Source organism: Azospirillum formosense, assembly GCF_040500525.1.
Classification (GTDB): Bacteria; Pseudomonadota; Alphaproteobacteria; order Azospirillales; family Azospirillaceae; genus Azospirillum; species Azospirillum formosense_A.
The window spans coordinates 15001-36249 of sequence record NZ_CP159403.1 but is presented as its reverse complement, the minus strand read 5'-3'; the positions used below and the strand labels follow the sequence as shown (position 1 = coordinate 36249).

Below are 21249 nucleotides of genomic sequence, written 5' to 3'. Positions count from 1 at the left end.
GCTGGCAATGGCTGTTGATCGGCGGCCGCGGGGCCGGACGGCGACCGGGATGTTTGTAACCGCAATTGCGAAAACAGCAAGCGTTCCGGCGTCCGCTGTATGACCGGCGTCATACCGCCACCTTGGGCTGAGGCTTTTGCCTTTGGTGGTATTTCCATCCCGGGTGCGATGCGGCATGTTCTGCGCCGGTTTCAAGCCCCCCGGCGTCACCCAATAATAGGGTCCAGGGTCCGGCGGCGCTTCCCGCGCCCGGCAACTGGCACAGGCCCGACAACTGATAGAGGAAGGTGTGCGCCCGCGATGGCTGCGACGGCATCCGCGACACGGTACGTGATCTTTTCCGTCTCCGGCAGGACACTGGCCCTGCCGGCGGAGTCCGTGCGCCGATTCCTGCCGCTGCCCCGGCTCGACCGCCCGCCGGCGGCGCCCACCCTGGTCGCCGGCCTGTTCCGCTACCAGGGCCGCGCCGTCCCGGTCCTGCGGCTCGACCTGCTGTTCGGCTTCGAGGCCGCGCCGCCGGAGCTGTACGCGCCGCTGTTCCTGACCGACTGGGACGGCCGGCCGCTGGCGCTGCTGGCCGACCGGGTGTTCAACATCCTGCCCGTCCCCGACGCGGAGCGGACGGCGGCCGATCCCGGCCTGTCCTTCAACGGCTGCGCCGTGGCGACCATTCCCCACGGCACCGGCACGGCCACGGTGATCGACCCGTCCCGCCTGCTGACCGAGGCGGAGGACCGGCTGCTCGCCGCCTTCCAGGCCATCGCCGACGAGCGCCTGGCCCGGCTCGGCGCCGCCGAAGCGGTGGAGGGGACGGCCGGGGCCGCCGGGGGGACGGCGCGATGAACCGCATCGACGCCATCCTGCGCGACCCCGTCTTTCCCCGGATCAAGGCCGCCGTCATCGGGGCGACCGGGCTCGCCTACTACGCCGACAAGGACGCCGCCCTGGCGGAGCGCATCAACCGCCGCCTGTCGGACAAGCCGACCCTCGGCCTCGCCGCCTATCTGGCGCAGCTCGCCGGGGAGGGGCCGACCGGGCCGGAGTACCAGGCGCTCATCAACGAGCTGACGGTCGGCGAGACCTTCTTCTTCCGCTACGCCGAGCAGTTCGAGGCGCTGTGCGCCGTCGCCATCCCGGAATGCCTGCGCCGCAACCGGGAGAGCCGCCTGCTGCGCATCTGGAGCGCCGGCTGCTCGATCGGGCCGGAGGCCTACACGCTGGAGATCCTGCTGAAGCGGCATTTCGCCGAGCAGCTGCGCGACTGGCAGGTCAGCATCGTCGGCACCGACCTGAACGCCAGCTTCATCGAAACGGCGCGGCGCGGCGTCTACGGGAACTGGGCGGTGCGCGGGCTCGACCCGGCGGTCCTGGCGGAATGCTTCGACCGGCAGGGCGAGCTGTGGTCGGTCAAGCCGCGCTTCCGCGAATGGACGAGCTTCTCCGTCTTCAACCTCGTCGACGGGCCGTTGCCCAACTACCCGCGGGGGCTGGGCGCGCTGGACGTCGTGCTGTGCCGCAACGTCATGATCTATTTCGACGAGCCGACGCGCACCCGCCTGCTGAACAACCTGCACGACGTGCTGGTGCCCAACGGCTGGCTGGTGGTCGGCCACGCCGAGACGGGGCAGCAGGTCAACAGCCTGTTCACCCCCGTGCCGGTGCCGGGCGCCACCATCTACCGCAAGCCGCGCCCCGGCGCCGCCCCCCCGGCGGCTTTCCCGGCGGTCCCTCCGGCGACGCCTCCCATCCTCACACCCCCCACGCTCGCCGAGCCGAAGGCCGCCGAAGCAAAGCCTGTTGATCCGAAGACCGCCGACCCGAAGACCGCGAAGAAGCGGAACACGGCGATGGCTCCCGCGGCGCGGCTGCGCGCCTCGGCGGCGAAGCCCGCGCCGACTCCCGCCCCGCCGACGGCAGCGCCCCCGACGGCCGACAGCCCCGCCGTGGTCGACGGCGACCGGGCGACGGCGCTGGACGCCTGCATCGCGCTGGCCGAGCGCAACCGCCTCGACCCGGTGGTCCATTACCGGCTGGGCTTGCTGGAGGAGGAGCTGGGGGTCGGCGACCCGATCGCCGCCTTCAAGCGGGCGCTGTATCTGGATTCGGACTTCGCGCTGGCCGACTATCATCTGGCGCTGGCCTATTGGCGGCGTGGCAAGCTGGCCCCGGCGCAGCGCCATTTCCGCAACGCCCGCGCCACCGTCGCCGCCCACGACGCGACGGAGCTGGTGGCCGAGGGCGGCGGCCTGACCGTGGCCGAGCTGCGCAGCATGATCGACCTCTGGTTCTCGGGTGAGGAGCCGTGATGGACGAGCGGAGCGCGAGCGGCAGACCGGCCGGGGATCAGGCCGGGACCTTGGCTGGGGAGCCGGCCAAGGCCATGGATGGCATCGATACGGGCGGTCTCGCCAAGGGCGGCATCGATTGGGCCGCCGTCCGCGCGCGCATCTCCCGCCAGGGCCGGGATACGGAGCAGGCCGCGGCGCCGGGCGGCGCCTGGGCCGACGCTCTGCTGCTGCGCCGCGCCGAGGATCTGGCGCGCGTCCCCTCCGCCGACGAGGCCGACGCCGCGGCGGAGGCCGAGGCGCCCGTCGCCCTGCTGGTCGGGCGGGGCGCGGACGGGTCGTACGGGCTGGACCTGCGCCACCTGTCCCGCATCGTGCCGCTGCCGCGGGTGGCCCGCGTGCCCCACGCGCCGCCGGAGCTGCTGGGGCTGATCGCCATCGACGGGCGCGTGATGCGCCTGTTCGACGTGGACCGGCTGTGCGGGCGCAACGCCGTTCCCGCCGGCGGCGGCTTCGCCGTCGTGCTGCGCGGCGGGGAGCGGCCGGTGGCGCTGCGCCTGCGCACCGTGGACACGGTGACGGAACTGGAAAGCAGCCTGAAGGCCCCGCCCGAGGCCGGGCCCTTCGTCACCGCCATCACCCGGAGCCGCGTCGCCGTGCTGGACGTGCCGGCGATCCTGGAGACGCTGAGGAGCATGAAAGAAGAATGAAACTGAAGGTCAAGCACAAGCTGATGCTCAGCTTCGGGGTCGTCTGCCTGCTGACCGGCCTGCTGGCGGCGTTCCAGATGATGCGGTTCGCGGACGGCATGAAGGTCATGATGGGCATCGCCACCTACGACATCCAGGTGTCGGAGGCGGTGCGCGAGATCGAGGTGACCGAAAGCAACCTGCGCAGCCTCCGCGAGGCGGCGACCCACGCCGCGGCGCTGGCCCAGATCCAGGGCGGCGTGCCGGACATCACGCAGCTGCGCCAGCGCTACCGCGACGGCTCGATGATCATGTTCGACCAGGTCAACAAGCTGAAGCGCATCGCCGCCGAACGGGCCGAGGAGGGCACCACCGAGGACCGCCGCCGCATCTGGGGCGAGCTGGTCGCCCAGATCAACAGCTTCGACCAGTATTCGCACCGCATGCTCGACGAGGCCAACACGCTGATGGAGAAGGTGGCCGCCGGGACCGAGCCGGAGGCGCTGGCGCGGCTGACGCGGGTGGAGGAGATGCGGGTGGCCATGGCGGGCCAGCTGTCCGACCTGCACAGCGACATCAGCCGCCTGTCGGAGGCCGGACGCCAGAACATCCGCTCGCTCTACGACGACGCGGTGCGCTCCTCGATCCTGGCGCTGATCATCGTGGTCGCCCTGGCCGTCGCCATCGCCATCCTGATCGGCAGCTCGGTCACCAGGCGGCTCGGCACCGCCATCGGCTACGTGACCCAGGTGGGCAGGGGCGACCTGACCAAGACGGTGGTCGTGCCCGGCGACGACGAGCTGGCCGAACTCGGCACCCACCTGAACGAGATGACCGGCAACCTGCGCAGCATGGCCAGGACCACCCGCGCCACCGCGGAGAGCATGCACGCCGCCACCGCGCAGATCCGCGCCTCGACCCAGCAGCAGGCGGCCAGCGTCGCCCAGCAGCTCGCCGCGGTCGAGGAGACGACCGCGACGCTCAGCGAGATCACCGAGTCCGGCGCGCAGATCAACCGCCGCGCCCAGGACGTGGCGCAGAACGCCCAGGTCGCCGCCTCCAATTCCGAGACCGGCCTGAAGGCGGTGGAGGACACCAACCAGGCGATGGACGCCATCCGCGAGCAGGCGGAGGCCGTCGCCGAGAACATCGTCATCCTGTCGGAGCGCACCCAGGCGATCGGCGAGATCATCCTGACCGTCAACGACATCGCCGAGCGCTGCCACCTGCTGGCCCTGAACGCCGCCATCGAGGCCGCCGCCGCCGGCGAGCACGGCCGGACCTTCGCCGTGGTGGCGAGCGAGATCAAGAGCCTCGCCGACCAGTCCAAGGAGGCCACCGCCCAGGTCCGTTCCAACCTCAGCGAGATCCAGCACGGCATCAACGCCTCGGTCATGCTGACGGAGGAGGCGGTGAAGCGCGTCGGCGCCGGCAAGCGCCAGACCGACGCCACCCAGTCGACCATCCGCGACCTCGCCGAGAGCGTGCAGGAGAGCGTGCTCGCCTTCCAGCAGATCGTCGCCGGCACCAACCAGCAGCAGATCGGCCTGGAGCAGGTGATCCAGGCGCTGCAGAACATCCGCGAGGCGAGCAGCCAGACCGCCGCCGGCACCCGCCAGCTCGAAGGGGCCGCCACCAACCTCAACGATCTCGGCCAGGGTCTGGTCGAGGCCGTGCGGAACTACCGCGTGTGACCATGACGACGGCACGCGGCGGCGATGACGGTCGGAAGGCGCGGGCGGCATGAACGACATCCGCACGCGCCTGCTGGCCGCCTTCGACCTGGAGCACAAGGAGCACCTCGCGGCCATCCGCGAGGCCCTGCGCGCGGTCGAGAAGGACCCGGCGCACCACCCCGATCTGGTGGAGATCCACCGCCGCGCCCACAGCCTGAAGGGCGCCGCCCGCGCCGTGGACCTGCCGGAGGTCGAGCGGCTGTCCCACTGGCTGGAGGCCGCCTTCCTGGCCATCCAGCGCGGCACCGTGCCCTTCGACGCGGCCGCCCGCGACGTGGTGCGCCGCGCGCTCGACGCCATCGAGGACGTGGTCGCCTGGGCGACCCGCGGCGGCAGCGAGGTGGACATCGCCGAGGTGCTGGCCGAACTGACCCGCATGGGCGGCGAGGCCGGCGGGCCGGAACCCGTCCAGCGCCGCCCCGCCGCGGCGGAGGCGGCGGGCGCCCCGGCACCGACGCCGGCCGCCGCACCGCGCCCGGCCCGCGCCGGCGCCGGCGACGCCGCCCAGAGCGCGGCCCTGGTCCGCATCCGCAGCGCCGGGCTGGAACGGCTGTTCACCGCCGCCGCCGGCCTTTTGCCGGAGATCGAGAACCAGTCCGCCCTGGTCGCCGAGCTGCGCGAGCTGCGCGGCGAATGGCGGGCCCTGGAGCGGAGCTGGCACGCCATGCGGCCCCGCCTGCACCGCGGCGGCTCCCACGACGCGGCGGGGGCCGGCGCCGGCAGCTTCGCGGACGACGAGACCGCCCTGCGCCTGTCCTCCTTCGAGCGGCGCTTCCGCGCGCTCGGCGCCTCGCTGGACGCGGCGCACCGCGCCCACGACCGCCATCTCTGGTCGCTGCGCCGCTGGGGCAGCGGCTTCCAGGACGAGGTGCGGCAGCTGCGCATGCTGCCGGCGGAGTCGCAGTTCAGCAACCTCGGCCGGATGATCCGCGACATCAGCCGCGCCCAGGGCAAGGAGGTCGAGGCGGACATCCGCGGGCTGGAGACCCAGGCCGACCGGGTGGTCCTGCAACGGCTGAAGGACCCGGTGCTGCACATCGCGCGCAACGCCGTCAGCCACGGCGTCGAAACCCCGCAGGAGCGTGTGGCGGCGGGCAAGCGCGCCGCCGCAACCGTCCGCTTCGAAGCCTCGGTGGTCGGGCGCCGCCTCGTCCTGCGGGTCGAAGACGACGGGCGCGGCCCGAACCGGGAGGCCATCGCCCGCCACGCGGTCGAGCGCGGCCTGCTGGCCGCCGACGAGGCGGACTCGGCGCCGGAGGAACGGCTGCTCGACCTGATCTTCGAGCCGGGCTTCTCCACCGCCCCCACCGCGAACGAATACGCCGGGCGCGGCATGGGCCTCGCCATCGTGCGGCGCGAGGTCACCCGGCTCCAGGGCTCGGTGACGCTGGCCCCGCGCGAGGGCGGCGGGACCGTCGTCACGGTGGAGGTGCCGCTCAGCCTGCTCAGCCAGCGGCTCGTCTTCGTGGCGGTCCAGGACGACATCCTGGCAATCCCCAGCAACGACGTGGCGCGCGTGCTGCGCGTCCCGGGCGACGCGCTGTTCACCGACCTCGCCGCCCCGACCATCCGGCTGGACGAGGAGGACGTTCCGGTGACTCCGCTGTCCGCCCTGCTCGGTTACGACGGCGCCATGCCGCCCGGCAACGGGGCGCCGCTGGCGCTGGTCGTCCTGCGCACCGCCGGGCGGCGGTTGGCGCTGGTCGTCGACGCGCTGATGGCCACGCGCGACTCGGTGGTCACCCCGGCGGAGGAGGTGGGAATCGACGCCGCCCGCTTCCTCGGCACCGTGCTGATGGACGACGGGTCGCCGGCGCTGGTGCTGAATCCCGCCGCCCTGTCGCCGCGTCCCGGCATCGCCCTGCCGCCGCTGGTCCGTCCGCCGGACGAGTCGGCGCGGCGGCGGCCGCACATTTTGGTTGTGGACGATTCCATCACCACGCGAACCCTGGAAAAGAGCATCCTGGAGGCCCATGGTTACCGGGTCACGCTGTGCGTGGATGGACGCGAGGCGGTCGAAACGCTCGGCGAGCTGGAGGATGTGGACCTGATCATCAGCGACGTGGAGATGCCGAGGATGGACGGGTTCACCCTGCTCCAGGCCGTCAAGGGCAACCCCATGACCTCCGACCTGCCGGTGATCCTGGTCACCTCGCGCGCCAGCGACGAGGACCGCGAGCGCGGGCTGGACCTCGGCGCTGACGCCTACATCGTCAAGACCCGCTTCGACCAGAACGAGCTTCTGGCCGGCATCCGGCGGCTGCTGTGACCGGCGCCCGCAAGATCCGCGTCCTGGTGGTCGAGGACTCGCCGGTCGTCCAGCAGCTGCTCGCCCACGTCATCGGCGAGGACCCGCGGCTGGAGCTGGCCGGCATCGCCGCGTCCGGCGAGCAGGCGCTGCGCATGGTCGACTCGCTGCGGCCGGACGTGGTGTCGCTGGACATCCGCCTGCCGGGCATCGACGGCTTCGCCGTGACCCAGCGGCTGATGCGCGACCATCCCGTGCCGATCGTCGTCGTCGCCTCCGACGTGCGCGACCTCGACATCCCCATGCGGGCGCTGCAGGCCGGGGCGTTGGCGGTGGTGGAGAAGCCGGGCAGCATGGCCCGCGCCGACTATCAGACGGTCGCCCGGCATCTCTGCACCCAGCTCACCATCATGAGCCAGGTGAAGGTCATCCGGCAGCGCGGCCGCCCGCGCAACGGGGGCGGCGACGAGGAGTCCGGCGGCGGCGCGGGCCGCGGCCGGGGCGCCGCCGTCCCACCGCCGCCACCACTGCCGCCGTCCGTGGTGAAGCGGCAGTTCCGCGCGCTGGGGATCACCGCCTCGACCGGCGGACCGGCGGCGCTGGTGAAGCTGCTGCGCGGGCTGCCGACCAACTTTCCCCTGCCCGTCTTCGTCGTGCAGCACATCGGCGCCCCCTTCGTGGCCGGCTTCGCCTCCTGGCTGGGGTCGGTCACGCCGCTGCCGGTGGCGCTGGCCTTTGACGGGCCGCACCGGCCCGGCCACGTCTACGTCGCCCCCGGCGAGCTTCATCTGACCGCCGAGCCCGGCGGGATGCGGCTGGTCCACGGCGAGCCGGTCTGCGGCCAGAAGCCGTCCGGGGACGTGCTGTTCTCCTCCCTGGCCTCGGCCTTCGGCGCCGCCGCCATCGGCGTGCTGCTGACCGGCATGGGGGAGGACGGGGCGCGCGGCCTCAGCGACATGCGCCGGACGGGCGCCTACACCATCGCGGAGCACGCCTCCACCGCGGTCATCCACAGCATGCCGGGGACCGCGGTCCGGCTGGGAGGCGTTACCGAGGAGCTGCCCATCGACAAGGTGGCGGCCCGTTTGCTGGAACTGGTTTCGACGGGAGTGGAGCCCTCATGAGTGGACCCAGGGCGCTGATCGTCATCGCCTCGCAAACGCAGGGACTTCTCCTGAAGCTGATGCTGGAGGAGCAGGGCATCGAGGCGAGCTGCGTCGAAACGGTGGAACCCGCGGTCGCCGAGCTGGCGCGCCGCCCCTTCGACCTGCTGATGGTGGAGGCCGACGGCGAGGCCGCCCGCACGCTCACGGAGCTGCGGCGGCGCTGCCCGGCCCCGGCCATGCTGCTCGGTTCGGCGGAGCGGGCGGCGGAGTCCGGCGTTCCCGCCGATGTGCAATGGGTGGACCCCGCCGATTCCCAGGGCGTGGTGCAGCAGGCCATGGCGCTGCTCGACCGGCGCAACGCGCCGCCGACCGTGTCCGACATCCTGCGGCGGGCGCGCATCCTGGTGGTGGACGACAGCGCGACCTACCGCGAGTTCCTGCGCGCCGAGCTGGAGGAGGACGGCTGCCACGTCGTCGCCGCGCGCAACGCCGACGAGGCGGTGGCGGCGCTGGAGGACGGCGGGCTGGACTGCGTGATCCTCGACCTCGTGATGCCGGGCACCAGCGGCACCCAGCTGTGCGAGCGGTTCGACCGCTTCCGCCGGCGCCGCGGCCTGTTCTTCCAGATCGTCATCCTGACCAGCCAGGAGGGCGACGACCGTCTGACCGCCAGCCTGACCGCCAGCGCCGACGACTTCGTCGGCAAGTCGCAGCCGATGGACATCCTGAAGATCCGCCTGATGGCCCTGCTCCGCCGGAAATACATGGTGGAGGACCACCTCGCCCGCCTGTCCCCGCCAATGCCTTCCGCATAGGAGGCATATAGGGCTTTCAGGCGCTTTCATCCCCAACGCACCAAAGGTTAAGGTGCTTCACCTTCAGCTCTAGCGGTTAGAGAGACCGACGTGACGCCTCGGCACAGGAACAGGACCAGCATCGACGCCGCGCCAGCGGAGACGGAGTGCGTGGAGAACGCGCTGCGCGTCTGCCGCACCGCGGTGCTGCCGGCCTTCGTGCTGACCGGACCGCCGCACGCCGCCACCCTCTTCGCCAACGACGCGCTCTGCGCGCTGCTCGGCAAGGAGCCGGCGGCGGACGGGCTGCCCGCCCCGGCCTGGTTCGGGCCGGTCTGGCCGGCGGTTCTGGGGGCCGTCGATCCGCTGTTCTCCGGCGACACGGAGGAGCCGGTCGGCATCGAGCTTCTGCCGGTGGGCGACGCCGACCCCGCGGCGTTCGAGGGCGTGCCGCTGACCCAGGACGGGCAGACGGTCGCCGTGCTGGCCCTGGCCACCCAGGCGGCGCCCGATGACCGGGTCGTCGCCCGCATGGAGCGGGCGATGCGCGCGGAGATCGAACGGACGACCGCGGCGCGATCGCGCTTCCTGGCCTCGGCCAGCCACGACCTGCGCCAGCCCTTCCAGGCGATGCGCCTGTTCCTCGACGCCCTGTGCAGCCAGATCAGCGACGAGAAGGCGCTGAGCACGGCCGAGATGCTGGGCTACGCCATGACGGCGGGCGAACGGCTGCTGAACGCGCTGCTCGACATCTCCACGCTGGATGCCGGCACGGTGACCCCGGACCCGCAGCCGGTCGCCCTGGACGAGCTTCTGGGCCAGCTCGTCGAGGAGTTCCGCCCGCAAAGCGAGGAGAAGGGCCTGCGCCTGCGCGCCCGCCTGTGCCCCGGCACGGTGCAGACCGACCCCGTGCTGTTCGGCCGGGTGATGCGCAACCTGCTGACCAACGCCATCCGCTACACCCGGCACGGCGGCCTGCTCCTCGCCATGCGGCGGCGCGGCAACCGCTGGCGCATCGATGTCTGGGACACCGGCTTCGGCATCCCCGAGGAGCAGCTGTCGGCCATCTTCGACGAGTTCCACCAGCTCCAGAACCCCAACCGCGACCCCACCCGCGGGCTCGGGCTCGGCCTCGCCATCGTGCGCCGGCTGGCGGAGCTTCTCGGACTCCAGGTCGAGGTGCGGTCGCGCATCGGACGCGGCACCGTCTTCTCCGTCTCGCTGGAGGCCGCGAGCCCGCTGGCCGAGCCGCCGTGCAGCCACGGTTCCCCGCCGCCCTCCACCGCCGCGGCGCCGCCCCTGACCGGGATGACGGTGCTGGCCGTGGACGACGAGGCGATGGTGCTGACCGGCCTGCAGATGATCCTGGAAAGCTGGGGCTGCACCGTCGCCGCCGCGGGCGACATGCGGGAGGTCTTCGCGGTGCTGGACGGCCTGCCCGACGCGCCGTCGGTCATCCTGACCGACCTGCGGTTGCCTGGGAAGGTGTCCGGCTTCGACGTGATCGACCGGGTGCGCCGCCTGTACGGGCGGGAGATTCCCGCCGTGGTGCTGAGCGGCGAGACGGCCCAGAGCGCGCTTCTGGAAGGCCAGCGCCGCGGCTGCTCCTTCCTGCACAAGCCCCTCCACCCCGGCGACCTGCGGCAGGTCCTGGAGCGGCTGCGCGGGGACGAAGGCGAAGGCGGGGAAAAGGGCGAGGGGGGGTAAAGCCCCCGCCGCCCGCAACGTCCGTCGCGGAGCCGCCTACACCCAGCGGTCGCCGTGGCTGTAGACGACCAGCCGGTCGCCGCGGGCGAAGCCGGCCAGCGACACGCCGCAGCTTTCCGCCATGCGCACCGCCATGCCGGTGGGGGCCGAGATGGCGACCAGCCCGCTGATGCCCAGCCGGGCGGCCTTCTGCACCAGCTCGTAGCTGGCCCGGCTGGAGGTCAGGACGAAGCCGCCCCGCCGGTCCACGCCCGTGCGCACCAGCCAGCCGATCAGCTTGTCCAGCGCGTTGTGGCGGCCGACGTCCTCGCGCACCGCCAGGATACTCCCCGAAGCGTCCACCCAGGCGACGCCGTGGGCCGCTCCGGTGGCGCGGTGCAGGGTCTGGCGTTCGGCGAAGCGGGCCAGCGCCCGCTCCACCGCGGCCACCGACAGCCGCCCGCCCGAGGGGACGGGCCGGCCGGACCGGGCGATGGCCTGGAGGCTCTCCACCCCGCAGACGCCGCAGCCCGACCGCCCGGCGATGCTCCGCCGCTTGCCCTTCAGCGCCATGAAGCGCTCCATCGGGATGTCCATGCGGACCTCGATCCCGTCGCAGCCCTCCACCACCCGCAGCCCCTCCAACTCCTCCGCGTCGGCGATGATCCCCTCCGACAGGGAGAAGCCGAGGCCGAAATCCTCCAGGTCGTCGGGAGTGGCGAGCATCACCGCGTGGACGATGCCGTTGTAGGCGATGGCGACGGGCACCTCCTCGACCACCGCGTCGTCGCAGAGCTGGGCGTCGTCCGGACCCAGCCGCAGGACGGTCATGCGGTGGGTGGTGGCCGGCGCGGCGACATCGGTGGCGAGGCTCATGGTCGAATCTTTCCTAGGAATTCCCCTCTCCCCTCCGGGGGAGGGCTATAAGCGCGCTCAAACGATCAGTGCCCGGTTTCCTTGCCGGTCACCTGACGGAACCAGCGCGGATGGTGCTTGCGCGCCCAGGCGTGGGTGACCACGCCCTCGACCATCGCGCGGATCGTGCCCTGCACCCACAGGGCGGCGTAGACATGGACGATGATGCTGGCGATCAGCACCAGCGCGCTGGCGGCGTGGACCAGAAGCGCCACGCGGATGATCGGGATCGGGAAATAGCCCGCGAAATAGGGCCGCCACGCGATCACCCCCGACACCAGCAGCAGGATCATGCACAGCACCATGACCCAGAACATGCCCTTCTGGCCGCCATTGTAGCGGCCGATGTCGCCGACCTCGTTGCCCTTCATCACCTCCCTCACCGACATCATCCACGTCACATCCTCCTTGTTGATGAGGTTGTGGTGAGCGTAGCGGAAGAACTGGCGGGCGAAGGCCAGGACCATCACCACCCCGACGAAGGGATGGACGATGCGGGCGAGCTGCGGCGTGCCGAACACGCCGGTCAGCCAGAAGAAGGCCGGGTAAAAGAAGGCCAGCCCGGAAATGGCGAGCAGAACGAAGCAGACCGCCACGATCCAGTGGTTGATGCGCTCCGCGGCGCAGTAGCGTTGGATCAGCTTTTCCGACGTCTTCACAGCGCGTTCTCCCGTTCCTCGTTTTTGATCCCATGGGCATGCTTGGTTCCTTGGGCGGGCGGGGCCGGCGGCGTGCCGTGATCCGCCTCGTCCTCGTCATCGGCGCGGTTCGGGCCGACCGTGATGTAATGGAAGAAGCCGAACAGGCCGGCGGCGGCGACGCCCAGAGTCGCCAGCGGCTTCAGCATGCCCTTCCACACCCCGACGACGGCGCTGATCGACGGGTTGTCCGGCAGGCCGGAGTAGAGCGCCGGCTTGTCGGCGTGGTGCAGCACGTACATGACGTGGGTGCCGCCCACCCCGGCGGGGTCGTAGAGGCCCGCTTGGTCGTAGCCGCGCGACTGGAGGTCGGTGATGCGGGTCTGGGCGACCTCCATCATGTCCTCCTTGCTGCCGAACTGGATGGCGCCGGTCGGGCAGGTCTTGACGCAGGCCGGCTCCTGCCCCACCGCCACGCGGTCGGAGCACAGGTTGCACTTGTACGCCTTGCTGTCGGCCGGGCTGAGGCGCGGCACGTTGAACGGGCAGCCGGAGATGCAGTAGCCGCAGCCGATGCAGTTCTCCTGATGGAAGTCCACGATGCCGTTCTTGAACTGCACGATGGCGCCCGGCGACGGGCAGGCCTTCAGGCAGCCGGGGTCGGCGCAGTGCATGCAGCCGTCCTTGCGGATCAGCCACTCCAGCTTGCCCTTCTCCTCCACCTCGTTGAAGCGCATGACCGTCCAGGCCTGCGAGGACAGGTCGGTTGGGTTGTCGTAGACGCCGACGCAGGTGCCGACCTCGGCGCGCAGCTCGTTCCATTCCGAGCAGGCGACCTGGCAGGCCTTGCAGCCGATGCAGACCGTGGTGTCGATCAGCTTCGCCACCTCCTGCGGGTTGCGGGCCTGCGGGGTCGGCGTCGGGGTGGCGGACCGGCGCAGGATATCGAGGGATTGCAGTGCCATGACTTACGCCACTCCGATCTTCTCGACGTTCACGAGGAACGCCTTGTATTCCGGGGTCTGGGTGTTGCAGTCGCCGACGGCGGGCGGCAGCGTGTTGGACAGGAAGCCCTTCCTGGCCACCGTCTCCCAGCCCCAGTGCAGGGGGATGCCGATCTGGTGGACAGTGCGGCCCGCCACCTTCAGGGCCTTGATGCGCTTGGTCACCACCGCCTTGGCCTTGATGTGGCCGCGCTTGTAGGAGACCTGGACCCAGTCGCCGGCCTGGATGCCCTTCTCCGCTGCCAGCGTCTCGCCGATCTCCACGAACTGCTCCGGCTGGGCGATGGCGTTCAGCCGCACGCTCTTGGTCCAGAACTGGAAATGCTCGGTCAGGCGGTAGGTGGTGCCGACGTAGGGGAACTGGTCATGGGTGCCCAGCCGCTCGCGGTCGGCCTTGAAGATTCGCACCGCCGGGCTGCTGACCACCTTGGGGTGCAGCGGGTTGGTGCCGAGCGGGCTTTCCATCGGCTCGTAATGCTCGGGGAAGGGACCGTCCACCAGCTTGTCGGTGCAGAACAGCCGCCCGACGCCCTCCGGGTTCATGATGAAGGGGTTCATCCCGTCGGCCGGCGGCGAGTCCACCTTGAAGTCCGGCACGTCGGCGCCCGCCCAGGCGGTGCCGTTCCACGCGATCAGATTGCGCTTGGGGTCCCAGGGCTTGCCCGACGGGTCGCAGGAGGCGCGGTTGTAGATGATGCGGCGGTTGGCCGGCCACGCCCAGGCCCAGCCCGGCGTGTTGCCGAGGCCGGCGTCGGTGTTGTCGCGCCGGGCCATCTGGTTGCCCGCCTGCGTCCAGCAGCCGGCAAAGATCCAGCAGGCGCTCATCGTCGTGCCGTCGTCGCGCAGCAGGGCGAAGTTCGGGATCTGCTCCCCCTTGCGCGCCAGAAACTTCGTCGGGTCCTTGGGGTCGGGGATGTCGGCCAGCGCCCGGCCGTTCAGCTCCTTCGCCAGCTCCTCCGGCGTCGGCTCCAGCGGGTTCTTGTAGGGCCAGGAGAGGTTGAGGATCGGCTCCGGCGCGGTGCCGCCCTCCTTGGCGTAGAGATTGCGGACGGCCATGAACAGCTCGGCCAGGATCTCCTGGTCGGTCTTCGCCTCGCCCGGCGGGTTGGCGCCCTTCCAGTGCCACTGCAGCCAGCGCGAGGAGTTGACGATGGCGCCGTCCTCCTCGGCGAAGCAGGTGGAGGGCAGGCGGAACACCTCGGTCTTGATCGACGCGGTGTCGACCTCGTTGACCTCGCCGTGGTTCTGCCAGAAGGAGGCGGTCTCCGTGGCGATCGGGTCGATCACCACCATGTACTTCAGCTTGGCGAAGTCCGCCGCCGTCTTGCGCGCGTCGGGGAAGGAGGTCAGCGGGTTGAAGCCCTGGACGATGAAGCCGTTGACCTTGCCGTTGTGCATCAGGTCCATGACCTGCAGCACGTCGTACATCTTGTCCCACTTGGGCAGCCAGTCGTAGCCCCAATTGTTCTCCGCCGTCGCCTTGTCGCCCCAGAACCACTTCAGCAGGCTGACGAAGAATTTCGGCGTGTTGGCCCAGAAGTTCAGCTGGCCCGGCGCCTGCGCCTTCGGCGCGGTCTTGGCGATGTAGTCGGCGAAGGTCGGGTGCGCCTTCTCCGACGGCAGCGTCAGGTAGCCCGGCAGGTTGGTGGACAGCAGGCCGAGGTCGGACAGGCCCTGGATGTTGGAATGGCCACGCAGGGCGTTCACGCCGCCGCCCGGCATGCCGATGTTGCCCAGCAGGAGCTGGATCATCGCCATGGTGCGGATGTTCTGGGCGCCCACCGTGTGCTGCGTCCAGCCCAGGGCGTAGAGGATCGTGCCGACCCGGTCGCGGACCGCCGTGGAGCCGAGATGCTGGCAGACGCGCAGGAAGCCGTCCTTCGGCGTGCCGGTCAGGTCCTCGACCAGCTCCGGCGTGTAGCGCGCGTAGTGGGCTTTCATCAGGTTCCACACGCAGCGCGGATGCTGGAGCGTCGGATCGGTCTTCGCCGTCGTGCCGTCCGCCTCGACCTCGTAGTTCCAGCTGGAGCGGTCGTACTGGCCCTTGGCCGCGTCGTAGCCGCTGAACAGCCCGTCCTCGAACCCGTAGCCCTCCTTCACGATGTAGGCGGCGTTGGTGTAGGCGCGGACATAGTCCCACTGGATCTTGTCGTTGGCGACCAGCCAGTTGATGACGCCGCCCAGGAACACGATGTCGGAGCCGGCGCGGATCGGCAGATACTCGTCGGCCACCGCGGCGGAGCGGTTGTAGCGCGGGTCGACGACGACGATGCGCGCGCCGCGCTTCTTCGCCTCGACCGCCCACTTGAAGCCGACCGGGTGCGCCTCCGCCGGGTTGCCGCCCATGATCAGGATGAAGTCGGCGTTGGAGATGTCCACCCACGTGTTGGTCATCGCCCCGCGCCCGAAGGTCGAGGCCAGCGCCGACACCGTCGGGCCGTGGCAGACGCGGGCCTGCGCGTCGGTGCCGACGATGCCCAGCGCGCGCATGACCTTCTGCGTCAGGATGCCCGTCTCGTTGGACGAGGCCGACGCGGTCAGCATCGCCGTGGACAGCCAGCGGTTCACCGTCACGCCGTCGGCGGTCCTGGTGACGAAGTTGGCGTCGCGGTCGTCCTTGATGTGACGGGCGATGCGCTCGATCGCCTCATGCCAGGAGATGCGCTTCCAGCTGTTCGACCCGGCCTCGCGGACCTCCGGGTACTTCAGGCGGTTCGGGCTGTGGATGAAGTCCAGCAGGCCGGCGCCCTTTGGGCAGAGCGAGCCGCGGCTGACCGGATGGTCGGGGTCGCCCTCGATGTGGATGATCTCGGCCTTGGCGTTCTTGGCGCCGTCGCCCAGGCTGTACATCAGCAGGCCGCAGCCGACCGAGCAGTAGGGGCAGGTGTTGCGGATCTCCTTGGCGCGGGCGAGGCGGAACTGGCGCACCTCGGCCAGCGCCTCGGACGGCAGGAAGCCCAGAACCCCCATGCTGGAGGCGGCGAGACCGCCCGCCGTGACCTTCAAGAACTGCCGCCGTGATACCTGCATGGGTGTGATGGGCATGAAACCTCCCTGATGTCGGCCCTGGTGTCAGGATGTGCCGGCCCGGCGCGTGCGCCTGGAACCGGTGGCGCCGCGCCGTCCGGTATGACCCGGCCGAAGCGGCGCATCCCCCAAAGGGCAGATTCCGTGCCAGCCGGGGCTTATGGCGGAATGCGGTGCGTTTGCTGGGGCGGACAGACGGAACGGCCATGCCCGCACCGCGCCGAGGGACATTTTGTCCGGCCGAGGATGGACAAAATGTCCCTGACGTTCGTGTCGGGGACAATCTGTCGGGGGTATCCATTCCCTCTCCCGCCCCGGGAGAGGGTGGCGCCGCAGGCGCCGGGTGAGGGTCGTCCGAGAATCAAGGCCCTGCCCATTGCCGGTACCCTCACCCTTCCCACGCTTTGCGTGGGCCCCTTCCCTCTCCCGGGGCGGGAGAGGGAATACAGGTCCCCCCCTGGCACCGTTCTTGCGCTGTGCTATCCCTTCCGACTGTTCGTGATCCGTGACCGGGAAAGCCACCATGACCGCCTCCTCCTCCGACGCCCCGATTTCCGAAGCGACGATGTCCGAAGCGACCGCCGCCGCGATGGCCGCCGCCGGTCTGGTGCCGGGCCAGTCGCCGGCTCCGCTGCGCCTGCCCGACTCGGCGATCTTCGCCCGGCGGGCGGCGCGCCTGCGCGCGCTGGCGGAGGGCCACGCCATGGGCGACTGGCTGCGCTTCGTCGCCACGCTGGCCGACGCCCAGGCCGCGGTGGCCGCCACACCCGCCACGCTGCCGCCGGAGGAGCAATGGGCCGCCGACCTGCGCGCCCTGGCCGCCCGGCTGGACAGCCTGCCCGGCGGCGCGCGCGAGGCCCTGGCGGCGCTCGCCGCGTCCGATGCCGACTCCCTGGAGGCGCTGGCCGGGCGCTGGGCCGGCGACGCGCTGGAGGACGGCGACCTCGCCGCCGCGCCCTTCCTGGCCGCGGCCTTCCAGACCGCCTGGACGCGCCACGCCGCGGCGCTCGACCCGGCGTCGGCGACCACCCACGCCACCGCGACCACCTGCCCGGTCTGCGGCGGCGCGCCGGTCGCCGGCGTGCTGCAGGTAGGCATGGAGAGCGGCGGCCTGCGCTATCTCCACTGCGGGATCTGCCACACCGCCTGGCACCATGTGCGCTCGTCCTGCGTGGCCTGCGGCGACGGCAAGGACGTCTCCCAGCGCTTCGTCGAAGGGGCGGACGGCACGGAGCCCAACGGCGCGGTGCGGGCGGAGACCTGCGACGCCTGCCACAGCTATCTGAAGCTGCTGTTCCTGGAGAAGGCGCCTGACCTCGACCCGGTGGCCGACGACCTCGCCACCCTGGCGCTCGACCTGCTGCTGGGCGAGGAGGAGTACCGGCGCATCGGCGTCAACCCGTTCCTGGCGGTTGCGGGGTAAGGGGGTAAAGGGTGATCAGCCCCCCGCGGTGATCCGCTGGGCGGCGAAGAAGGGCGCGGTCGGCTGGTCGGAATAGACGGCCTGCCGCCGCAGCCACAAGGTGAAGCGGGTGCCGCGCCCCGGATCGCTCTCCACCGTGATCCGCCCGCCGTAGCGCTGAACGATGGCATAGCTGATCGACAGGCCGAGCCCCGTCCCGGTCTGCTTCTTGGTGGTGAAGAAGGGGTCGAAGATGCGGGCCAGATCCCCCGCCGCGATGCCATGGCCGGTGTCCTCGACCCCCACCAGCACCCCTTCGAACGGCTCCGCCCCGGGCAGACGCTCGTCCGGTCCGATGTCGCGGCTGTCCAGCGTCAGGCGGCCGCCCTCCGGCATCGCCTGCATGGCGTTGACGATCAGGTTGATCAGCACCTGCTGAAGCTCGCCGCGGTTCATCTCCACCGGGCCGCCCGCTCGCGTCTCCAGCGTCACCACGACCCGCGCCCGGTTCAGGTTGTGCCGGGTCAGCACCAGACAGTCGGACAGCACGCCGTTCACGTCGGTCGGCTCGGCGTAGCCGGCGAAGTCGCCGGGCCGGGCGAATTGCAGCAGCTTGGTCACGATGGCGTGGATGCGCCGGGTCTGCTCGTCGATCAGCCGGACCTCCTGGCGCACCGGCTCGATCCCGTCGCCCAGCACCTCGCGCAGCAGGTCGAGGTTGCCCTGGATCACCGCGACCGGGTTGTTGATCTCGTGCGCCACCCCGGCGGTCAGCTCGCCGATGGCGGTCAGCTTCTCGTTCATCACCAGCTGCTGCTGGGCGCGGCGCAGGGTGGCGTTGGCCTCCTCCAGCGCGGCGGTGCGCAGCGCCACCTTGCGGTCCAGCTCCTCGGCGGAGCGCTGAAGCTCCCACCGCCGCGCCGCCACCGAATCCAGCAGATGGTCGAAGGCGCGGGCCAGCCGTCCCAGCTCGTCCCGGCTGGCGGTAGGGCCGATGCGCGCGGAATCCTCGCCCCTCTCGATGCGGGCGATGACGCCGGCCATGCGCTCCAGCGGGCGGAAGATGGCCCGCGCGCCGCGCAGGCCGACCAGCGTCCCCAGCCCCGACACCAGCAGGAACAGCAGGAACAGCCCGGCCAGCGCCTTGTACAGCGTGTCGCGCAGCGGCGATTCCAGGAACCCGACATAGAGCATGCCGATCCGCCGCCCGGCGGTGTCGGCCAACGGCTGATAGCCCGACACATAGGTGTCGTTGACCACGAAGGCGGAGCCCAGCCACGGCTCGCCGCGGTCCAGCACCTTGTCCGCCACCGCCTGCGACGCCCGGGTGCCCAGCGCCCGCTGGCCCTCGAACAGCCGGACGTTGGTGGCGATGCGGGTGTCGCCCAGGAACAGCGTGGCGGTGCCCTGGCTGCCCAGCGGCAGCGAGGCGTCCTGATAGACGATGGTGTTCAGCCGGTCGACGATGCCTTGGTTGCCGTTCAGCAGCACCCCGCCCTCCAGCACGCCCAGCAGCCGCCCGTCCGGCCCGTCGAAGGGAATGGCGACCTGGATCACCAGCCCGCGGTCCTCGGCCCCTTGATTTTCGACATTGCGCGGATCGGGCCGGGCGGCGCGGGTCGGCACCAGCGGCGTATGGGCGGCCCGGCGCAGCGCCGGGTTCAGCGCCTCCAGCTCCGCCGGGGCGAAGACCTCCAGCCCGTGCTGCGCGTAGCCGTGCAGCGCCTCGCGCACCACCGACCAGCCGCTGCGGTCCGCCGGGACGGCGAAGGACCCGCCCGCCCGCACCATGCCCCCGGCATCGAGCAGCAGCAGATAGTCCAGCCCGTGCTCCTCCGCCTCCTCGTCGAGCAGCCGGCGCAGATCGGCCGGTGTGCCGCGCTCCAGCACCAGGGCCAGACGGTGCGAGGTCGCCACCCCCTCCAGCCCGTTGCGCAGCGACATCTGCACCCGGTCGAAGAACTGCCGCGCCGTCCCCAGGTCGGAGCTGACCTTGTTCACCAGAAGCTGGTCGTAGCCCTGCGTCCCCCAGGCCCAGACGATCATCAGCAGAACCGGTGCGCCGACCAGCAGCGGCGCCAGCACCAGCGCCAGCAGCTTCAGCCGCACCGACTCCGCGTAGGCCGTCGCCAGCCGCTTCAGCGTGTTGGGCCGGGGCGGTTTGGTGTGGGATGGAGGCGTCACACCCCCCATTCCACGCATTTCCGGTCCAGCGTCTTGCGCGACACGCCCAGCAGGTCGGCGGCGCGCGCTTTGCTGCCGTCGCAGCGCGCCAGCACGGTCAGGATGTGGCGCTTCTCCACCTCGGCCAGCGGCAGCACGTCATTGTCGCCGTCCATGCGGACATGGCGGACCGGACAAGGCGCGCAGGGCGGGTTGCCGGCCACCGCGGCGGCGCACAGGCTGGGGTCCGCGGCCAGGCCGGCCTCGACCGCCGCGGCGTTGGCGGTGTCGAGATCGTCGAGCGGGAATTCGCCGAGCAGCAGCGAGCGCTCCACGAAATTGCGCAGCTCCCGCACGTTGCCGGGCCAGGAATGGCACATCAGCGCCCTTGTCACCTCCGGCGTCAGGGTGAGCGGCGGCACGGCCAGCCGCGCCGGCAGGAAGCGCATGAACAGCGCGGCCAGTTCCGGCACGTCCACCGCGCGCTGGCGCAGCGGCGGAATGGTCAGAGTCATCACCTCCAGCCGGTAGAACAGGTCCGGGCGGAAGCGCCCCGCCGCGGCCTCCGCCTTCAGATCGCGGTTGGTGGCGGTGACCACCCGGACGTCCACCGGCACCTCCTGCTCGCTGCCGACCGGGCGGATGCGCCGCTCCTCCAGAACGCGCAGCAGCTTGGATTGCAGGGTCAGCGACAGCTCGCCGATCTCGTCCAGGAACAGCGTGCCGCCATGGGCGTAGTAGAACAGCCCCTTGCGCGCGTCCTTGGCCCCGGTGAAGGCGCCGCGGGCGTGGCCGAACAGCTCCGCCTCGATCAGGTCGGCGGAGATCGCCGCGCAGTTCACCGCCACGAAGGGCCGGTCGGCACGCGGCGACAGATCGTGCAGCGCGCGGGCGACCAGCTCCTTGCCGACGCCGGACTCGCCCTGGATCAGCACCGTGGACGGGGTCGGCGCCACCCGCTGCACCAGCGAGCGCAGCCGCATCATGGCGTCCGACCGCCCGACGATCTCGTCGCGCCCGCTGTCCTTCTTTGACAGCTGCCGGCGCAGCACGTAGTTCTCGCGGGTCAGCCGGGTGCGCTCGACGCAGCGGTCGATGGAGTTCAGGATCTGCTCGACCCGGAAGGGCTTCAGCACGAAATCCGCGGCGCCGGAGCGCAGGGCGTCGATGGCCGTGTCCATGTCGGCGAAAGCGGTGACCAGGATCACCTCGCCGGCGTAGCCGCCGGCCATCAGCTCCTTCAGCCAGTCCAGCCCCGAGCGGCCCGGCAGGGCGACGTCGAGGATGATCACCTCCGCGTGGACGCGCTCCAGCGTCCGGGCGCCCTCCTCGGCGCTGCCCGCCACCTCGACCCGCCAGCCGCGCCGCTCCAGCGCGCGGGACAGGAAGCTGCAGATGCCCTCCTCGTCGTCCACCACCAGGATGGAGGGCTTCGCCTGATCCTCCATTCGGCCATCCTCCGGTGCGCTGCGGTCGGACGGGGCGGAGATGGGCGCGGTCATGGTCATCGCTGTGCACTCGGCGGCGGAAACCCCCACAGTTTAAGGGACCTTATC

The 21249-nt window shown here is 71.2% G+C and carries 15 protein-coding genes; 9 read left to right on the top strand and 6 right to left on the bottom strand.

Annotation, left to right across the window (positions count from 1 at the left end):
* Positions 1 to 300 precede the first annotated feature (300 nt).
* From ABVN73_RS13330 to ABVN73_RS13295, 8 genes are all read left to right on the top strand, one after another.
* On the top strand, positions 301 to 843 hold the full coding sequence (locus ABVN73_RS13330; RefSeq protein WP_353860157.1) for a chemotaxis protein CheW: 543 nt from the start codon (positions 301 to 303) through the stop codon (positions 841 to 843).
* Positions 840 to 2306 (top strand): protein-glutamate O-methyltransferase CheR, encoded by a 1467-nt coding sequence (locus ABVN73_RS13325; RefSeq protein WP_353860156.1) that lies wholly within the window; start codon positions 840 to 842, stop codon positions 2304 to 2306. Before ABVN73_RS13330 ends, ABVN73_RS13325 begins: the two co-directional genes overlap by 4 nt.
* Positions 2306 to 2995, top strand: coding sequence for a chemotaxis protein CheW (locus ABVN73_RS13320; RefSeq protein WP_353860155.1), 690 nt, complete (start codon positions 2306 to 2308; stop codon positions 2993 to 2995). The genes ABVN73_RS13325 and ABVN73_RS13320 overlap by 1 nt, the downstream gene beginning before the upstream one ends.
* Positions 2992 to 4668, top strand: a complete 1677-nt coding sequence (locus ABVN73_RS13315; protein WP_353860154.1) for a methyl-accepting chemotaxis protein — start codon at positions 2992 to 2994, stop codon at positions 4666 to 4668. Before ABVN73_RS13320 ends, ABVN73_RS13315 begins: the two co-directional genes overlap by 4 nt.
* Before the next feature lie 49 nt (positions 4669 to 4717).
* Positions 4718 to 6979, top strand: a complete 2262-nt coding sequence (locus tag ABVN73_RS13310; protein WP_353860153.1) for a response regulator — start codon at positions 4718 to 4720, stop codon at positions 6977 to 6979.
* Complete coding sequence (locus ABVN73_RS13305; protein WP_353860152.1) at positions 6976 to 8082, top strand: chemotaxis protein CheB; 1107 nt, start codon at positions 6976 to 6978, stop codon at positions 8080 to 8082. Before ABVN73_RS13310 ends, ABVN73_RS13305 begins: the two co-directional genes overlap by 4 nt.
* Positions 8079 to 8879: a response regulator gene (locus tag ABVN73_RS13300; protein ID WP_353860151.1), complete on the top strand. Its 801-nt coding sequence runs from the start codon at positions 8079 to 8081 to the stop codon at positions 8877 to 8879. Before ABVN73_RS13305 ends, ABVN73_RS13300 begins: the two co-directional genes overlap by 4 nt.
* A gap of 90 nt (positions 8880 to 8969) precedes the next feature.
* Positions 8970 to 10565, top strand: a complete 1596-nt coding sequence (locus tag ABVN73_RS13295; RefSeq protein WP_353860150.1) for a hybrid sensor histidine kinase/response regulator — start codon at positions 8970 to 8972, stop codon at positions 10563 to 10565.
* A 36-nt stretch (positions 10566 to 10601) separates the two neighbouring features.
* Here the strand turns inward: ABVN73_RS13295 and fdhD are convergent, their stop codons facing one another.
* The 4 genes from fdhD to fdnG form a co-directional block, all read right to left on the bottom strand.
* Entirely contained in the window at positions 10602 to 11420 is an 819-nt protein-coding gene (gene fdhD, locus ABVN73_RS13290; RefSeq protein ID WP_353860149.1) for a formate dehydrogenase accessory sulfurtransferase FdhD, read from the bottom strand.
* A gap of 65 nt (positions 11421 to 11485) precedes the next feature.
* Positions 11486 to 12118 (bottom strand): formate dehydrogenase subunit gamma, encoded by a 633-nt coding sequence (locus tag ABVN73_RS13285; RefSeq protein WP_353860148.1) that lies wholly within the window; start codon positions 12116 to 12118, stop codon positions 11486 to 11488.
* Positions 12115 to 13062 carry a formate dehydrogenase subunit beta gene (gene fdxH / locus ABVN73_RS13280; RefSeq protein WP_353860147.1) on the bottom strand — a complete coding sequence of 316 codons (948 nt, stop codon included), beginning with the start codon at positions 13060 to 13062 and terminating at the stop codon, positions 12115 to 12117. The genes ABVN73_RS13285 and fdxH overlap by 4 nt, the downstream gene beginning before the upstream one ends.
* A 3-nt stretch (positions 13063 to 13065) precedes the next feature.
* Entirely contained in the window at positions 13066 to 16131 is a 3066-nt protein-coding gene (fdnG, locus tag ABVN73_RS13275; protein ID WP_353860801.1) for a formate dehydrogenase-N subunit alpha, read from the bottom strand.
* 520 nt (positions 16132 to 16651) lie between these two features.
* Here fdnG and fdhE point away from each other — a divergent pair.
* Entirely contained in the window at positions 16652 to 17551 is a 900-nt protein-coding gene (gene fdhE / locus ABVN73_RS13270) for a formate dehydrogenase accessory protein FdhE (protein ID WP_353860146.1), read from the top strand.
* A gap of 15 nt (positions 17552 to 17566) precedes the next feature.
* Here fdhE and ABVN73_RS13265 read toward each other — a convergent pair whose 3' ends face one another.
* Both ABVN73_RS13265 and ABVN73_RS13260 read right to left on the bottom strand, forming a co-directional pair.
* Positions 17567 to 19714 carry a cache domain-containing protein gene (locus ABVN73_RS13265; RefSeq protein WP_353860145.1) on the bottom strand — a complete coding sequence of 716 codons (2148 nt, stop codon included), beginning with the start codon at positions 19712 to 19714 and terminating at the stop codon, positions 17567 to 17569.
* Positions 19711 to 21141 (bottom strand): sigma-54 dependent transcriptional regulator, encoded by a 1431-nt coding sequence (locus ABVN73_RS13260; RefSeq protein WP_353860800.1) that lies wholly within the window; start codon positions 21139 to 21141, stop codon positions 19711 to 19713. The genes ABVN73_RS13265 and ABVN73_RS13260 overlap by 4 nt, the downstream gene beginning before the upstream one ends.
* Between the last annotated feature and the right edge of the window lie 108 nt (positions 21142 to 21249).

Coding starts and splice junctions, on each gene's coding strand:
- ABVN73_RS13330 (WP_353860157.1), top strand. CDS start 301: ATGGCTGCGACGGCATCCGCGACACGGTACGTGATCTTTTCCGTCTCC.
- ABVN73_RS13325 (WP_353860156.1), top strand. CDS start 840: ATGAACCGCATCGACGCCATCCTGCGCGACCCCGTCTTTCCCCGGATC.
- ABVN73_RS13320 (WP_353860155.1), top strand. CDS start 2,306: ATGGACGAGCGGAGCGCGAGCGGCAGACCGGCCGGGGATCAGGCCGGG.
- ABVN73_RS13315 (WP_353860154.1), top strand. CDS start 2,992: ATGAAACTGAAGGTCAAGCACAAGCTGATGCTCAGCTTCGGGGTCGTC.
- ABVN73_RS13310 (WP_353860153.1), top strand. CDS start 4,718: ATGAACGACATCCGCACGCGCCTGCTGGCCGCCTTCGACCTGGAGCAC.
- ABVN73_RS13300 (WP_353860151.1), top strand. CDS start 8,079: ATGAGTGGACCCAGGGCGCTGATCGTCATCGCCTCGCAAACGCAGGGA.
- fdhD (WP_353860149.1), bottom strand. CDS start 11,420: ATGAGCCTCGCCACCGATGTCGCCGCGCCGGCCACCACCCACCGCATG.
- fdxH (WP_353860147.1), bottom strand. CDS start 13,062: ATGGCACTGCAATCCCTCGATATCCTGCGCCGGTCCGCCACCCCGACG.
- fdnG (WP_353860801.1), bottom strand. CDS start 16,131: ATGCAGGTATCACGGCGGCAGTTCTTGAAGGTCACGGCGGGCGGTCTC.
- fdhE (WP_353860146.1), top strand. CDS start 16,652: ATGACCGCCTCCTCCTCCGACGCCCCGATTTCCGAAGCGACGATGTCC.
- ABVN73_RS13260 (WP_353860800.1), bottom strand. CDS start 21,141: ATGGAGGATCAGGCGAAGCCCTCCATCCTGGTGGTGGACGACGAGGAG.